Raw genomic sequence first — 14342 nt, 5'->3', positions numbered from 1 at the left:
ACTATCATGAACAACGCTATTTCACGCCACGCCCTGGCGCTGTGCCTTTTCGCCTGCGCCTCACCCGCGCTCGCCCAGGAAGAGGATGGCGGGGGCATCCAGGAGATCGTCGTCACCGCCCAAAAGCGATCTGAATCCCTTCAGAAAACGCCCATCTCGATGATGGCCATGACCGGCGCCGACATTGAAAAGAAGGGCATTGCCGACATCACCGACCTGCGCACGCTGGTCCCCAGCCTTGCCGTGACTCCCCATCCGAACAGCGCGACAACGGCTCGCGTTTTCATTCGCGGGATCGGCAATAATGACGACCAGATCACCGTGGACCCCAGCGTCGCAGTCTATCTGGATGGCATCTACATCGCCCGCAACCAGGGCCTCTCTGCCGAAGTTGCGGAGGTCGAGCGGATTGAAGTGCTGCGCGGGCCGCAGGGTTCGCTCTATGGCCGCAATGCGACGGGCGGCGCGATCAACTACATCACCCGCGCGCCTGAACTGGACGAGTTTTCCGCGAAGCAAACCCTCGCCGTCGGCAACTACAACCAGTTTCGGTCGCGCACCCGCGTAAACATCCCGGTGGGTGACAAGCTGGCGGTCGAACTGGGCTATCTGCACAGCCAGAAGGATGGCTTTGTCGATAATCCGGGCACCGGCGTCGACCGCTGGGGCGATCAGCGCCGCGACGCCTATCGCGCGGCCATTCTGTTCCAGCCGACCGATGCTCTGCAGCTGCGCTACACCTATGACCGTTCCGACATCAACGACACACCCGTCTTCATGGCCGCGGCGCCTTTCTACCCGCGTAAGGCCGGCCGGCCAACGGCGGGGTCGCCCTTTGTGCGCAACCTCATGCCGAACGATGCCACGTCTCAAGGTCATAACCTCACCATCAGCTGGGAAGTGGCTGACGACGTCACCTTGAAATCGCTCACCGGCTATCGGAAGCTCTCCAGCGTCACCAATCAAAATTATCTGACCGGCGTCGTCGGCGCATTCCCATTGATCCTGACCGGCTTTGACCAGCAGCAGGATCAATGGAGCGAGGAAGTGCAACTTGTCGGCTCCGCTCTCGATCGCCGGCTGGATTATGTCCTTGGCGCTTATTATTTCGACGAAAATGGCGAAAGCACCGATTATTCGGCGATAACGGGCCGTCCCCGCGTGGATCGCGTCGCGACGATCCACAACCGCGCCTATGCCCTCTACGGCCAGGCGACCTTGCGCCCTGCCTTCGTTGAGGGGCTCTACCTGACCGGTGGCCTGCGCTGGTCGCGTGACGAGCGTGAAGCAACGCTGGATCAGACGATCGTTCCCGCGTCAGGCGCGCCGACCGTGCTACCCCATGGCGAGGGCAAAAATCATTTCTCCAACCTCAGCCCCAGCTTCGTCATCGGCTACAACGCCACCCCCAACCTCAATATCTACGCCAAATATGCGCGTGGCTATAAGACGGGCGGCTACAATATCCGCGCCAGCAGCATCACGCGCTTCAATGAAGGCTTCGGTCCCGAAACGCTGGACTCCTTCGAACTCGGCGTAAAAGCGAGCTGGCTCGACAATCATCTCCAGACAAACTTCGCCCTGTTCCGGTCGAACTACAAGGATATCCAGACCAATCTTCAGTCCGACCCGACCAATGTCGCGATCACCGATGTGTTCAATGCAGGCAAGGCCCGGATACAGGGTTTCGAACTGGACCTGATCGCCAAGCCGGCCGATGCGCTGACGCTTTCAGTCAACTATGCCTATCTGGACGCCAAGTTCGAGCAGATCCTCGATCAAACAGGCAACGACATCACGTCTCGCTATACTTTTGTCGAAGCGCCAAAACATACGCTGACGACTTCGCTGGAATATCGCTTCCCCGATACGCCCATCGGCGTCCTCACGGCGAATGTCGACTATTTCCTCAAAAGCAAGGTTTCGACGTCCACAGCCGATCCGCGTTATGTGATCGGAGACTATGGACTGCTCAACGCCCGCCTCACCCTTTCCGATATTCCGGTGGGCTTCGGCAACTGGCGTCTGTCGGCCTTTGGCAAGAATTTGACCGACAAGGAATATTATATCGCCCATTTCAACGGCGGCCTGCCAAGCGCGATCTTCGGCGATCCGCGCACTTATGGGCTTGAACTTACGTTTGAGTATTGAACGATGCCGCGGTGTCGAGACTGATTTTTTGGCTCGGCACCCGCAATCGTCGGATTATCGCTTCCGTCGATACTGCCACAAGCACTCAGATGATCAGGTGTCCGGCACCCAGCACCAGGTGTGACCTGATAACATTTGACGCAAGTTGTTTCTCTTTTACGCCGAACTCGCCTAGATCGCCGCCGAACGCAGCCGCGATGGTTGGCGATGGTCGCCACTGGAACTGCAGTCTTCACGAGGGGAGGGTGAGAGCCTATTTGCTCGTAAGCCAGTGCGATCGTGCCACGAGTGACTTGCACTGAAACCGTCTAAGCATCGAACGCGTGTAAGAGGTCCCTTGATGGGCCATCATCATGAAGGGACGGCGCAAGGTTGCTGCCGGTAGCAGCTCGTAAACATGCAGGCTGCAAGTTTTAACAGCCTACGAGGCGGTTTCTGCTTCCGCTAACCGCGGAACTTCCGACCTTTTGCCACGATTTTCCAAGGAGGATCTGTGCTTCATCTTCGTTCCTTTGTCGCTGCGGCGAAGCCCAAGCCCTTGATCACGGTGTCAAATTTCTGTTGTCAGGGCAGGCGGCGCGCACCGCCTCAAGCGACGAGCGCGGCGTGTGGAGCGATCGTTCGCCCGACCTTCGCCGATCCACGCAATGTCGTCCGGTGCACGACCCGGATGACGTCCAGCGGATGTCCTTCGGCGCGATGCATCATCCGGTAATTGTCCCATAGGATGATGTCACCCTCGGCCCAATCATGTTCGTAGATGAACCGCGGTTGGCATAGCTGGCCGATCAGAGTCTGGAGCAGTTCATCACTTTCCGCCTGATCCATGCCAACAATGGCTTGCAGGTTCAGCGGGCAGATATTCATGATCGTGCGGTCGGTTTGCGGATGCTTCCAGACGAGCGGCCTTGCCTGTGGCGGATAATCGGGAAAGTTCATCTTCATTTCGCCGACGCGCGTGCCATTTTCATTGCCGAAGCGAACGCGGCTGAGGTCGGTGCAAAATTCGAAGCGTACTTCGAGGCCCTCGATACGGCGCTTGAGCGACTCATCGAGCGAGTCATAGGCCGCTGCGGTGTCGAGCCAGGCGGTGCGTCCGCCGATCGTCGCCTTCTCCACCATGTTGAGCAGCGCCCCGGCATTGGGCACTTCCTGAAAGGCAAGATCGGTATGCCAGGGTATCCGGCCATAGGTCGGCACGCCGTCAAACGCATAGACCGGCCCGCGCGGCCCACCCTTGTTGGTGAGGAGGATCAATTCGGTATGTTCGGGCAGGCGCAGGTCGGGAACGGGATGCGGTTCCAGTTCGCCAAAGCACTGGCTGAGGTTGAGCAGAAGTTCAGGCGCGACGCCGACGCCCCGGAACAGCAGAACGCCTTCTTCCCGCCACAGCGCAACAAGTTGCCGGGCTATATCCTCATTGATCGCTCCGGAAGCATCTACACCGATGACTTCCAACCCGATCGCGCCGAGCTTCCTAGTTTCGATCATTGCAAACACCTCTTCTGATTCAGCCTGATCCCGTTTTTGCGACTGCCTGATGCAGGCCGGTGACCGCCGAACTGTTGTGATGGCGCTATTCTCAATCGGCGCTTCACGACTGTCATCATGCAAATGAATGATCGGCACGACGGCGCGAAAAACGGCGTGAAGACTGGCGATCATCCGTTTGGATGAAGGCGGGTACGCCCTCTGTTGTTAACATCAGTGGATAGGACAAGCAGCATGATCGCGCCGCAAAGACGGCGACGGCGAGGAGCAATGAAATGAGCGGCTTCGATATATTGATACGCAATGGCCTGGTGGTCGATGGCACGGGCAACGAAGCCCGGCGGGCCGATGTCGGGATCATCGGCGACCGCATCGCTGCGGTGGGCATGGATCTGGGCGATGCGGTCGAAGAGATTGACGCTACGGACATGATCGTGACGCCCGGCTTCGTCGATATTCATACCCATTATGATGGCCAGGTAACCTGGGATTCCCGGCTGCGCCCATCGACCGAGCATGGGGTGACCACGGTGCTGATGGGCAATTGCGGCGTTGGCTTTGCCCCGTGCCGCGCGGAGCAGCGCGAGGGGCTCGTCCGGCTGATGGAAGGCGTGGAGGATATTCCGAACCCCGTGCTGACCGAGGGCCTGCCCTGGAATTGGGAGACATTCCCCGAATATCTCGACAGCATTGGCGACAAGGCATTCGACGCGGATGTCGCCGCGCTTATCCCGCACGCAGCGCTGCGCGTCTATGTGATGGGCAAGCGGGGCGAAGCGCGCGAGCCTGCGACGGCGGAGGACCGCTCCCGCATGGCCGCGCTTGTGAAGGAGGGTATCGCGGCGGGCGCGATGGGCATCGGCACATCCCGCACGATGTTCCACCGTTCGATCGACGGCAATCTGATCCCCACCCTGACCGCCGGGGAAGCCGAGCTCCAGGCGCTGGCGGACGCCATGACGGCGGCGGGTGGCGGCACCTTCCAGTTCGTCAGCGATTTCGCCGATGAAGAGGCGGAATTCGACATGCTGACTCGCATTGCCGAAAAGTCGGGTCGGCCGATCACTTTCCCCGTCAGCGGCACGGCGGAAGACCCGGAACGCAGCAAGCTGATGTCACGCATCAGCGCCGCCAACGCAGCCGGTTGTCGCATCGGCGTACAGGTTCTGGGCCGGGCGACGGGCGCGGTGATGGGGCACCAACTCACCCTGCATCCCTTCTGCACCAGCCCCACCTACCGATCGCTCGCCAAGCTGCCCTTCGAAGCGAAGATCGCGGAGCTGCGACGGCCGGAGGTGAGGGCCGCGATCCTTTCAGAGCCGCTGACGCCGGATCCCGGCAATGCCTTGACCAACTTCGTCCATGACTTTGGCCGCATATTCGCGCTTGCCGACACGCCGAATTACGAACCATCGCTGGATGAAAGCATGGCGGGGCGGGCAGAGGCGATGGGCGTGACGCCCGCCGAGCTTGCTTACGACATGCTGTTGGAGCGGGATGGCAAGCGGCAGCTGTACCTCACCATCTCCAACTATGCCGAAGGCAATCTGGACGGGATGGGAAAGATATTGATGCACCCCGATGCGGTGATGGGGTTAGGCGACGGGGGCGCGCATTACGGCGCGATCTGCGACGCGAGCTACTCGACGCACCTGCTGACCCATTGGGTGCGGGACCGCGCCTATGGGAGGGTGCCGCTGGAGCGCGCGGTCGTTGCGCTGACGCGCGGCCCGGCCTCGCTCATCGGCCTCAACGATCGCGGCGTGCTTGCGCCCGGATACCGCGCGGACATCAACGTCATCGATTTGAAATCGCTTCGCCTGCACGCGCCAGAGGTGACGTTCGATCTTCCGGCGGGGGGACGGCGGCTGACGCAGCGGGCCGATGGTTATCATGTCACCATGCTGGCGGGCGAGATCGTGCTGCGCGATGGACAGCCCACCGGCGTGCTGCCGGGCCGCCTCATGCGCGGGGGCCGTGCTAAGCCTGACTTAGGCTGAGGTCGCGGCCGAGTTCAGCAGTGCCCGGATCAGGTCACTTTGGCGATTGATGCCGGTCTTGAGGAAGATGCTTTGCAGCTGCGACCGCACGGTGTTGCGGCTGATGCCGAGTTCCATCGCCGCTTCCTCAAGGCTCGCGCCCTTGGCCAGTTTGCTTGCGAGCAGCGCCTCGGCAGCGCTGAGGCCAAAGAGGCGGGCGAGTGTTTCTGCTGGCCAGGCAGCCTGCGCTGCCGGATCACGCAGCACCAGGATGGCCGTCCGCCGGTTGGGCTGGCGTAGCGGGAAATAGCCGGGACCTGGCCGGACGATGATCGTCAGCGGCAAGTCATGGTCGCGGCGGGAAAAGGCCATGGGCACATAATTCTGCAAATCGGGTTCGGGCGCCTGGGCCAGCGCGCAACGCCTGATTTCGGCAAGCAGCGCGCGGGTTTCCTCTCCGCTTTCAGCTTGCAACCGGCCGCCTACGACACGCAAGCCGCCGCCGGACGCAAGCAGATGGTCCGCCACATCATTGGCCAGCATCAACTCCGCATCACTGCTTACGAGTGCAGCGCCGATGCGGCTGGTGTTGAGCGCAAGATCACTCAACATGCCGCGCCGCGCCAGATCCATGATGCGGTAATAAATCTGCAAGCTGCGGCGCAAAGGTTCCGACAGGGACGCAAGCAGCTGTTCCTGCGGCGCGGAAAGGGGCGCGCTTTCACTCTGCCGCCACAATATGATCGTTGCACTTCGCTTCTGACTATCGGCGACGGGCAGGAGCGTGACATGTGCACCGCCCAGGGCCGCGAGCCGGTGCACGCCGCTGTTCGGTTCCAGCGTTGTGGCGGCAAAGAACGCCTCAATCTCCGCTGCCACCGCGTCATCTGAATAGGCGCCGACAGCAATCTCAGCGCCGGATGCGCCCACCATCACCGCTGCATGTTCACAGCCGAAAACTTCGCGCGCAGCATGCGTGAAGCTGACCCAGGCGGGGACCTCCGACGCACTAGCGTATAGCGCGTTCAGCAGCGTTTCGCGGGACTGCAATGTGCCAGCATCGGCAACTGGGAGGCGGCTGTTCGAGATAGCTTTGATCCTGGGACCGCGATACGCCTATGGGATCGGAGACGGGCTGGTCCAAGGTTTAGCATCCTCATCATCCGGTGCAAGGGTAGGCGCGCGACAGGCTAGCCTGATTGTTCGAGAGCAGCTTTGGCGAGTCCCTCGTCGCTAATGGTCCATCCTGTGATCGACCAGTCACAGCTAATCACGGCCCAGGCGACGTTGGCAATGTGGACTTCCACACTTTGCAAAGCACATCAGATTAATGACCAGCGGCACTGTTGCCTGCGGTGCGAGCGGCGGAACGAGCCTGACCGCCAGCGAGTGGCCAGTTTCGGGGTGCTCAGCATGGACAAGCGGACAGTCCGCACCGGAGCAGCGAAATTTTTCTCCTAAACGGCAAAGAAGGGTCGAGTTTCCCATCACCATCACGACCGCGCTCGGCAAGACTTGCCCTCATATTCGAAATGATGTCGGCTGTATGCTCGACCATTCCACCGCAACACAGGGAAGCAAAAGCCAGGCCCGCCGACCAGCAGATCTGGATAGCCGGAAGCCCCCTTGGTGCGCAGGAACTTGGGTATGCCCAGAGACTCGATCAGGGTCTTCCCGCGTCTTCCAGGACCTCCACGATCAGCATGCGAACGGTCAGTTCGTCATCAATCACAAGCACTGTTTCGCCAGCACCGACCTCAGGAATTTCTTCCTGCATCTCGGCGACATCATCGACGAACTCACCCAAGAAGCGCGGAAGGTACAGGCACATTGTGGTGCCATCCCCGGGTTCGCTGTACACCCGAACCTGCCCGCCAGACTGCGGCACGAAGCCGTGGGTCATGGAAAGACCCTAGCCTGTGCCCTGGCCGATTGCCTTGGTCGTAAAGAAGGGATCGAAGATGCGAGCGGCGATGTCTTTTGGAATTCCAGTACCAGTATCCGTGACGCAGACCGAGATACGTGGCTTACCTGGCGTTGGTAACAAGAGGTTTGGGATTGTCGGCGGATCGCGGAAGCATGTTTGGGGTTAGGCCTCGAGCGAACCAGAAGGACCAGAGGGTCAGACTTCCCAACAGCGTGAGAGCCAGACCGGCGAAGGTCATCACCAGCCGATAGGCCAAACCACCCACTTTAGCCGCGTGTAGTGGATAGAGCATATTATAGATTTTCACGACTACAGGCAGACGCGATGCGTCTCGCGCCGCGATCAGCCGGCCGCTGTCCGCCGCGAACCACAGGGTCGTGCGGCCGTTGGGTAGCCATTCTTCCGGCTTCTTCATGCGCAGGGTGATAAGGCCGCTCTTTTTGCGAGGCAGCGACAGGCTGCGCAGCTCCGCGTCGGGGAATCGCGTATGCGCCGTGGCGATCATTGCGCGCCAGTCGAGGTTTGAGCCTAGCGGTACAGCAGTGGCCTTGGGTGGCTTCAGGCTGGCATCGATCTGCGCGGGCGCGGAGGAGCCAAGGATCAGCGCCGCCATGGGACGGAAAACCAATATGGAGCCCGTCAGAAACGCCAATACCAGCAAGGGCGCAGCAATCACGCCCAGATCGCGATGCTGGCGCACGATTGCGGGGCGGCTGAGCCGCCTGGGGAAAAGGCGAAATTCGAAGGTCTTGCGCGTCCGGATCCACAGGATGACGCCCGATACCACGAAGAACATCCCCAGCAGCGCGGCGATGCCGATGACCGTCTCGCCCACGTCGCCAGCGAAGAAATGGTGATGGAGGTCGAACAGCCAAAGTTCCGGCCGCTCCCACTGGCTGTCCCAGCGCGTCACCAAATCCCCTGTCTGAGTGACATATGCGCCCGAATCGTCCGCGAAACGTAGTCGGTCGAGGCCGAAATTCGGCCCGGCAAAGCTTATCATCTCCGTTCGGTGGACGGGATCGGCCATGACCCGCTCGACCGTCCGGGCGATGACCGCGCCGTCCTGCACCAGTACATCGGATGCATGGGGGAGCATCACCCAGGCATCCTTGTGCACCAGCAGCGCGCCCGACAGTCCCAGCACCGCCAGTACCACGCCGATCAACCCGCCGATCCAGCGGTGCAGGATGTCGAGGATCTTCAAAAATTATAATCCCAGCTCAGTGTTAAGCTGCGCCCTCGTCCCGCGAAATAAGCGAGATTGTCGGACGGCAGCCGCGTGTCGCTGCTGTAATCGATGTAGAATTTATCGAACAGGTTCTGCACACTCAACCGGACGCCGCCGAAACCGGTCTGGTAACGAATGCTGGCATCGGTAACGGCGTAGCCGCCGAAGTTGTTGCGCGGATCGGGCTGCGTCACACCTGCGTCGGCATGGAAGCTGCGCGAGAGATAATATTGCGTCTGGAGGATCGCTGAAACTGGACCACGATTATAGGTCGCGGACAGGTTTACGCGATCAGGTGAGATATTGACGCCGTCCAGATCGGTATCGACCGCACCATCGGCATTGCTGTCATAGCGGCCCTCGATATGGGCATAGCCGATGCCGAGCTTCAGGCCCGAGATCGGTGTTTGGCTGCGCAGATTGACCTCAATCCCTTCGATCTCGATGCGCTGCCGCTGGACGTCGAAATTGCGGCCGGTGCCAGGCACGAGCAATTGGCCCTTATCGCTGGATGACCAGAAATAGGTGGCGGACCCGTCGAACGGTCCGCGCTTCACTTCAACACCGATCTCGCGATTGTTGGAGACGATTGGCTCGATCGCAAGATAGCTGTCGATGTCGATGCCGGTCAGATTGATCGAGCGCGTGATCCGCCCGACATCAGGTGCTGTGTAGCCCTCGGCATAGCTGGCGTGGGCGCGGATTCCGTCCCACGGTTCGAGGATGACACCCCCGTTCAGCAGCAGGTCGTCGAACTTGGGATTGCCGCCTGCGACATCGACGCCGCCCCAATAGCGCTGCCCGGCGGGGAGCGTCTGGGTGGTCTGGGCGAGGGTGTGGAAATCATCGATCTTGATCTGCACATTTTCCCAGCGCGCCCCGCCCGCGACGCGGACCAGTCCGTCGAACAGCTTGAGGTTGGTCTGCAGGAAGGGGGCGAGACTGCGGAACTCGGCGGGCGGCACCCAGACGCGGTTGGTGGCGATCAGTCGCTGCTGGGTCTTGTCCCACAGCGCATCGAAGCCGAGGGTGGCGGTGAGAGCTTCGAAGCCCGGGACGGCCCGCTCATAGCTGAACTTGGCTCCCATTTTGCGGGAGCGGTTCTGCGACTGATCGAACAGATCGCCGACCGGCGCGATGCTCGGGTCCTGGAAGGAGGCGATATATTTGCCGGTGGCATCGCGGTTTTCACCGCCAAAGGTGTCGCGTGAACGGTTGAAGAAAAGCTGGCTGATGAAATTGCCGCCCCAAAGCGCGCTGTCGGTGTAAGACAGGACCACGCTTTCGGTGCGGTTGGCGGCAGGATCTCCGGGAGAAGCGCCCCGTGTGGCGCTGGTCGGCAAGCCCGCTGGACGGTTGCCGAGAACCGCAATGTAATCGCCGTCGCTCTTCAGCTCGAAGCGACTGGCGATGAGGTCGATGCGGCCGGTCGCCGAGACGGCATAGCCCAACCGCGCGAAGAAATTCGTCGCCTGCGAATCCTGCGTTTCGCCCTGCGTCAGGTTTAGGCCGACGCGGCGGTCCTGCCCGTCATAGAAGACGCCACGCTTTTCGTAGGTCGCGCCGACTGTCGCGTCGAAATCGCCCGCCTTATACTGGAACAGGCCGCCCGCCTTGCCGCCCATGCCGTTGGAGTGGAACTTGTTGTCCGCCGTCCCTTGCAGCAGCACCCGGCCGCTGAGGCCTTCCTGTTTGGGCGCGCCGACCGTAACCTGATTGACGATACCGCCGGTGCCGCCAATCCCCTGCAGCGCGTTGGAGCCGTAGATCAGTTCGACGCGATCCACGAAGAAGCCGTCGATGGTGAAGCCATCGCGCCCGCCGTCGCGTAGCGGCGTCGATTGCGGGATGCCGTTGATCGCGTAAAGCGGCGATCGACCGCGCAATGTCTCGCCCGCGCCAGACAGCTTCTGGCGCGTGGGGGAGAAGGAAGGAGTGAGCGTCGCCACAGCATCGGTGACCGAACCGGAAATGGCGATCTGCTGGTCGAGCATTTCTTTATCGATCACGTCGATCGTCAGCGGCAGGGCGTTGACAGGCAGGATGCTGCGCGCGGCGGTGACGATAATCGGGGCAGCCGCCTCGCCGTCCGACCCGGCTGGCGATTGCGCGAATGCCGAGCCCGTGACCACAAGCGCACAGGTTGTCAGAAGAGCGTGAATGGTCTTTTGCATCGAGTTCCCCGTTTTCCTGGGGCTCGCTACTGAATGTTTGATACTAATGCAAGTCAGTCGCATTTATTGAGGTATGTTGGGCGCGATGCGCCGATCCGTGCGCGATGCTTGATATGCGTCGGCGAACTCTGAATATTTATGCCGACTCAAATCATATTTGTGTGTCATTGTTTGTCGCGATGACGGCGGCATCCCGCTAAAGCCCGGCGGCCGAGCGGCGGATTCCGAGAGAGGACGATATGGCGGTTACCATCACTGCGTTCGACTGGGTGCCCGATTTCGCGAAAGGGCAAGTCCGCGACCTGCGTGTACGGTGGGCGCTGGAGGAAGTCGGCGAGGAATATCATGTCCGCTATCTGCGCCAGGGCGAACAGAAGGAAGCCGGGCACCGCAGACGTCAACCTTATGGACAGGTTCCGACCCTGGAGGAGGGTGACCTCACGCTGTTCGAGAGCGGCGCGATCGTCCACCACATTGCGAGCACACGTGATGGCCTTTTTCCCGCCGACGCCGCCGGCCGAGCCCGGGCAACGGAATGGATGTTTGCTGCGGTCAATACGGTCGAGCCGTTGATCATGGACCTGTCCATCATCGACCTGTTCGAAGCCGACAAACCCTGGTCCAGGCCGCGCCGCCCGGCCGTCGAGACCCGCATCCGGGAGCGGTTGCAGGAAACCGCTGACCGACTGGGCGATGAAGAATGGTTTGACTGGGCTTTCACGGCAGGCGACCTGATGATGATCTCGGTGCTTCGTATTATCGAGCATGATCCGCTGCTGACCGAACAGGCAAGGCTGGTGGATTATGTGAAGCGCGGCACGGCGCGCCCGGCGTTTCAGCGAGCGCTCGCGAGCCAGTTGGAGGGCTTCACCGGCTCTCCCCCTGCGGCCTATGACGAATGGAAGGAAAATATGAAAAACATGCCGGACCAATCGGCATGACCCGACCTGTACTCACCGCCTACAATTGGGCGCCCGACGAAGGGCGCGGCCTTGTACGCGACATGCGGGTCCGCTGGGCTTTGGAGGAAGTCGGCCAGCCCTATGACGTGCGCTATCTGAACTGGGGTGAGCAAAAGGATCCGGAGCATCGTGCCCGCAACCCGTTCGGACAGGTGCCCGCCTATGAAGAGGGCGACGTCGTTCAATTCGAATCTGGTGCAATCGTTCTGCACATCGCGCAGCGCTGGCCGGGCCTGCTGCCCGACGATCCGGCCGATCGGGCAGGCGCGATTGACTGGATTTTCGCAGCGCTCAATACCGTCGAGCCAGTAGTATGGGATCAGGTGATCGCTCGCATTATAGACGCGAAGCACAGCTGGGCTGAAGATCGCTGGCCAAGCGTGCTGCAACGGTTGAAGGTGCGTCTTGGCGAACTCGCTGCCGCGCTGGGTGATTGGGACTGGCTGGATGGCGATTTTAGCGCGGGCGATCTGCTCATGGTTCAGGTCCTGCGTCATGTCGATGGCGCGATCCTCGCAGATTATCCTACGCTCGGCGCCTATGTCGCGCGGGGCATGGCACGCCCGGCATTCAAGCGGGCGCTGGATGCTTTGCAGGGGGGCCAGACCGGCAAGAAACCAGCCGATTGGCCGCATTGATCGTCTACAAGGTGCCAGTGACAGGCGGTCCTGACGAAACTTGCCTGTTTAACTTATCATCGCGGAATGAGGGGCGACTTTCCTGTGAGGGAAGCCGAGATTTTATCACGGTGGGCGTTCAACATCGGAAGCCTCCTGCTACCTAAACGGGATAGCTGGGCGTCTGCATCCGGGATGTAAAATTTGGCTTCCGAACGGCCGCAAAGCGTCGCCACCCGAACTAATCGTTTTTACGAGACGCGGCTCGTTAGAGGGCGGCTTTTGGCACCAGCGCGAAATCGACCTGAACTGAAACGGTGCTCGCTGTCTGCCCCGGCATGAGCAGAACTGTCGAGGCGTTGGTGGCGGATTGCTCGACAGCGACAGGCGGCGGCGCGACGGGTACGGCGCCGGGCAGGTAGCGATTGCCTTGCGTCCCGCCCGCATCGCGGATGGTCAGGACACGGGCGATCGTCATGCCCGCTGCATCGGTGTAGGCCTGCGCCCGCGCATGGGCTGCGTCGTACGCCGCTGTGTAGGCTGAGTTGGCTGCCTTTTCCGGGTCCGCGAGGCGCAGGTCGGGACCGCTCAGGATGTTGGCTCCAGCAGCCGTAGCCGCCGTGATGGCAGCGGAGGCGCGATCCACATCCCGAACCGTGACATTGATGACGTTACTCGCCTGATACTGACCCTTGCGATCGCCCCAATCAATTCGCTGCACGTTCAGAGATCGGGTTTGAATGTCCTTCTCCACGATGCCCGCCTGGGCGAGAGCATCCACGATCGTCGCGATCATCTGCCGGTTCGCAGCGCTGCAAGCAGGAGCGACCCGGCGATCATCGCGGGCCAGGCCGTCAGCTTCACGCCTAGGGTCGAAGCGCGAACTGGATGGAGACGGTTGCGCCGAGCATCAACTCGCCCGGTGCCACTGGACTTGGCGGCGGCGGCGCGGGGGGCGCTCCTGCCATGCGGCCCGTGACAATGATCGGCTGGGGATAATAGCCTCCGCCCTCGCTGATCGACAGGATGCGGGAAATGCGCAACCCCGCCGCCCGCGCGTAAAGCTCGGCGCGAGACCGGGCCTCGCGCACCGCCGCCGTCCGCGCTTCGTCGAGCGCGGCCTTGGGCTCGTCCAGCGTGAAGGACGGGCCGTCTACCTGATTGGCGCCAGCCTGGACCAGAGTGTCGATGATCCGCCCCATTTCACCCAGCTTGCGGACGCGCACCTGCACATTGTTGCGCGCTTCATAGCCGATGATCCGGGGCGCCTGGGGCTGTGCCGGCGCGACATAGGGCTCGCGCGTCATTCTTGCCCGGATTTGGGCCTCCTGATCCGGATTGGAATATTGCGGCTGCAGGGAAAGCGCCGATGTCTGGATGTCGCGATCCGCAATGCTGGCACGTTTCAAGGCTTTGACCACCTCATCCATCCGCATTGCGTTGACACTGAGCGCGTCGCCGCCCGTCTTGCCCTGGGTAACAACGCCAGCTGAGAAGACGGCCACATCAGGCACTCGGCGGCTCTGTCCTTCTCCGCTCACCACCAGCAAGGTTTCCTCAGGGGCGAGCACCGGGTTTGCAGCAGGCAACTGCGCCTGCCCGGCGGATGTGGCGCTCGCTGCGATCGCCAGAAAGACGCACCATTTCATCAGCCTCTCTCCTTGTTGTGTCAGCGTAACGTTGCCACGCTGCTCTGGTTTCATCGCAGCAGGAACGATCTTGCTGGCGCCTTTGGATGATCGGCATACATTGCCTGGCCGACCTGCTGCCGTGCGCCGACGGTGTCGCAATCAGCCTCGGCAACTTCGTC

12 protein-coding genes are annotated in these 14342 nt (G+C 61.4%); 4 read left to right on the top strand and 8 right to left on the bottom strand.

From position 1 onward, the window contains the following. Positions 1-6: 6 nt before the first annotated feature. Entirely contained in the window at positions 7-2151 is a 2145-nt protein-coding gene (locus ACYU81_RS02210; protein WP_460986150.1) for a TonB-dependent receptor, read from the top strand. Positions 2152-2739: 588 nt separating this feature from the next. Here the strand turns inward: ACYU81_RS02210 and ACYU81_RS02205 are convergent. After that, complete coding sequence (locus ACYU81_RS02205) at positions 2740-3642, bottom strand: TauD/TfdA dioxygenase family protein (protein ID WP_460986149.1); 903 nt, start codon at positions 3640-3642, stop codon at positions 2740-2742. A 275-nt stretch (positions 3643-3917) separates the two neighbouring features. Here ACYU81_RS02205 and ACYU81_RS02200 point away from each other — a divergent pair, with 275 nt between their 5' ends. Next, the gene (locus ACYU81_RS02200; RefSeq protein ID WP_460986148.1) at positions 3918-5642 is read left to right on the top strand and encodes an N-acyl-D-amino-acid deacylase family protein; all 1725 of its coding nucleotides are present in this window, start codon (positions 3918-3920) and stop codon (positions 5640-5642) included. On the opposite strand, the gene ACYU81_RS02195 is transcribed toward ACYU81_RS02200, so the two are convergent. From ACYU81_RS02195 to ACYU81_RS02175, 5 genes are all read right to left on the bottom strand, one after another. Further along, positions 5634-6671: a helix-turn-helix transcriptional regulator gene (locus ACYU81_RS02195; protein WP_460986147.1), complete on the bottom strand. Its 1038-nt coding sequence runs from the start codon at positions 6669-6671 to the stop codon at positions 5634-5636. The two genes, ACYU81_RS02200 and ACYU81_RS02195, sit on opposite strands and share 9 nt — an antisense overlap. 613 nt (positions 6672-7284) lie before the next feature. Further along, a complete protein-coding gene (locus tag ACYU81_RS02190; RefSeq protein WP_460986146.1) occupies positions 7285-7524 on the bottom strand; it encodes a hypothetical protein in 240 nt (79 codons plus the stop codon). Between the two features lie 9 nt (positions 7525-7533). Beyond that, complete coding sequence (locus ACYU81_RS02185; protein WP_460986145.1) at positions 7534-7668, bottom strand: ATP-binding protein; 135 nt, start codon at positions 7666-7668, stop codon at positions 7534-7536. Then, a complete protein-coding gene (locus ACYU81_RS02180) occupies positions 7649-8755 on the bottom strand; it encodes a PepSY-associated TM helix domain-containing protein (protein ID WP_460986144.1) in 1107 nt (368 codons plus the stop codon). The genes ACYU81_RS02185 and ACYU81_RS02180 overlap by 20 nt, the downstream gene beginning before the upstream one ends. After that, positions 8752-10953, bottom strand: coding sequence for a TonB-dependent receptor (locus ACYU81_RS02175; RefSeq protein WP_460986143.1), 2202 nt, complete (start codon positions 10951-10953; stop codon positions 8752-8754). The genes ACYU81_RS02180 and ACYU81_RS02175 overlap by 4 nt, the downstream gene beginning before the upstream one ends. 239 nt (positions 10954-11192) lie before the next feature. Here ACYU81_RS02175 and ACYU81_RS02170 point away from each other — a divergent pair, with 239 nt between their 5' ends. Continuing rightward, a complete protein-coding gene (locus ACYU81_RS02170) occupies positions 11193-11894 on the top strand; it encodes a glutathione S-transferase family protein (protein WP_460986142.1) in 702 nt (233 codons plus the stop codon). After that, a complete protein-coding gene (locus ACYU81_RS02165) occupies positions 11891-12553 on the top strand; it encodes a glutathione S-transferase family protein (RefSeq protein WP_460986141.1) in 663 nt (220 codons plus the stop codon). Before ACYU81_RS02170 ends, ACYU81_RS02165 begins: the two co-directional genes overlap by 4 nt. A gap of 247 nt (positions 12554-12800) precedes the next feature. Here ACYU81_RS02165 and ACYU81_RS02160 read toward each other — a convergent pair whose 3' ends face one another. Together ACYU81_RS02160 and ACYU81_RS02155 are read right to left on the bottom strand one after the other, a co-directional pair. Further along, entirely contained in the window at positions 12801-13382 is a 582-nt protein-coding gene (locus tag ACYU81_RS02160; protein ID WP_460988094.1) for an SIMPL domain-containing protein, read from the bottom strand. Between the two features lie 16 nt (positions 13383-13398). Further along, positions 13399-14181: an SIMPL domain-containing protein gene (locus ACYU81_RS02155; protein WP_460986140.1), complete on the bottom strand. Its 783-nt coding sequence runs from the start codon at positions 14179-14181 to the stop codon at positions 13399-13401. Between the last annotated feature and the right edge of the window lie 161 nt (positions 14182-14342).

The sequence above is a fragment of the Sphingobium sp. TomTYG75 genome, from assembly GCF_054771635.1.
This window is presented reverse-complemented; position numbering and strand designations above follow the sequence as displayed.

What these genes read in the sequence shown, in the direction of transcription:
- ACYU81_RS02210 (WP_460986150.1), top strand. Translation starts at nt 7, where the DNA reads ATGAACAACGCTATTTCACGCCACGCCCTGGCGCTGTGCCTTTTCGCC.
- ACYU81_RS02205 (WP_460986149.1), bottom strand. Translation starts at nt 3,642, where the DNA reads ATGATCGAAACTAGGAAGCTCGGCGCGATCGGGTTGGAAGTCATCGGT.
- ACYU81_RS02200 (WP_460986148.1), top strand. Translation starts at nt 3,918, where the DNA reads ATGAGCGGCTTCGATATATTGATACGCAATGGCCTGGTGGTCGATGGC.
- ACYU81_RS02190 (WP_460986146.1), bottom strand. Translation starts at nt 7,524, where the DNA reads ATGACCCACGGCTTCGTGCCGCAGTCTGGCGGGCAGGTTCGGGTGTAC.
- ACYU81_RS02175 (WP_460986143.1), bottom strand. Translation starts at nt 10,953, where the DNA reads ATGCAAAAGACCATTCACGCTCTTCTGACAACCTGTGCGCTTGTGGTC.
- ACYU81_RS02170 (WP_460986142.1), top strand. Translation starts at nt 11,193, where the DNA reads ATGGCGGTTACCATCACTGCGTTCGACTGGGTGCCCGATTTCGCGAAA.
- ACYU81_RS02165 (WP_460986141.1), top strand. Translation starts at nt 11,891, where the DNA reads ATGACCCGACCTGTACTCACCGCCTACAATTGGGCGCCCGACGAAGGG.
- ACYU81_RS02155 (WP_460986140.1), bottom strand. Translation starts at nt 14,181, where the DNA reads ATGAAATGGTGCGTCTTTCTGGCGATCGCAGCGAGCGCCACATCCGCC.